Annotated in this window: 1 pseudogene; it reads left to right on the forward strand. The window is 54.9% G+C overall.

The features are described from left to right. Positions 1-255 (forward strand): annotated as a pseudogene (locus E0D98_RS27045) (hypothetical protein); the annotation flags it as partial.

A 255-nucleotide genomic window follows, 5' to 3' on the forward strand; every position in this document is an offset into this window, starting at 1 on the left:
TGCTCAGTATTGTGAGCGGTTTTATGATGATTGTGCCCACCGCTTCCGGCTGGAGCCTGGCACAACTGGTCATGCTCTGGGGCGCATCCATCATGGGCATTGGTTCCGCCAATATCATGGTTCAGACTGCTGCAGAAAACATCGCTGAAGGCTATTCAATGACCGTACAGCCAGTTCATGTCTCCACCCGCACGGCAGCACGGGGAATACTGGAGATGGCGCTGTGCAAACACGCCATGAATGCAGGCCTCGATG

The sequence above is a fragment of the Escherichia sp. KCJ4928 genome, assembly GCF_004352695.1.
GTDB lineage: Bacteria > Pseudomonadota > Gammaproteobacteria > Enterobacterales > Enterobacteriaceae > ECMA0423.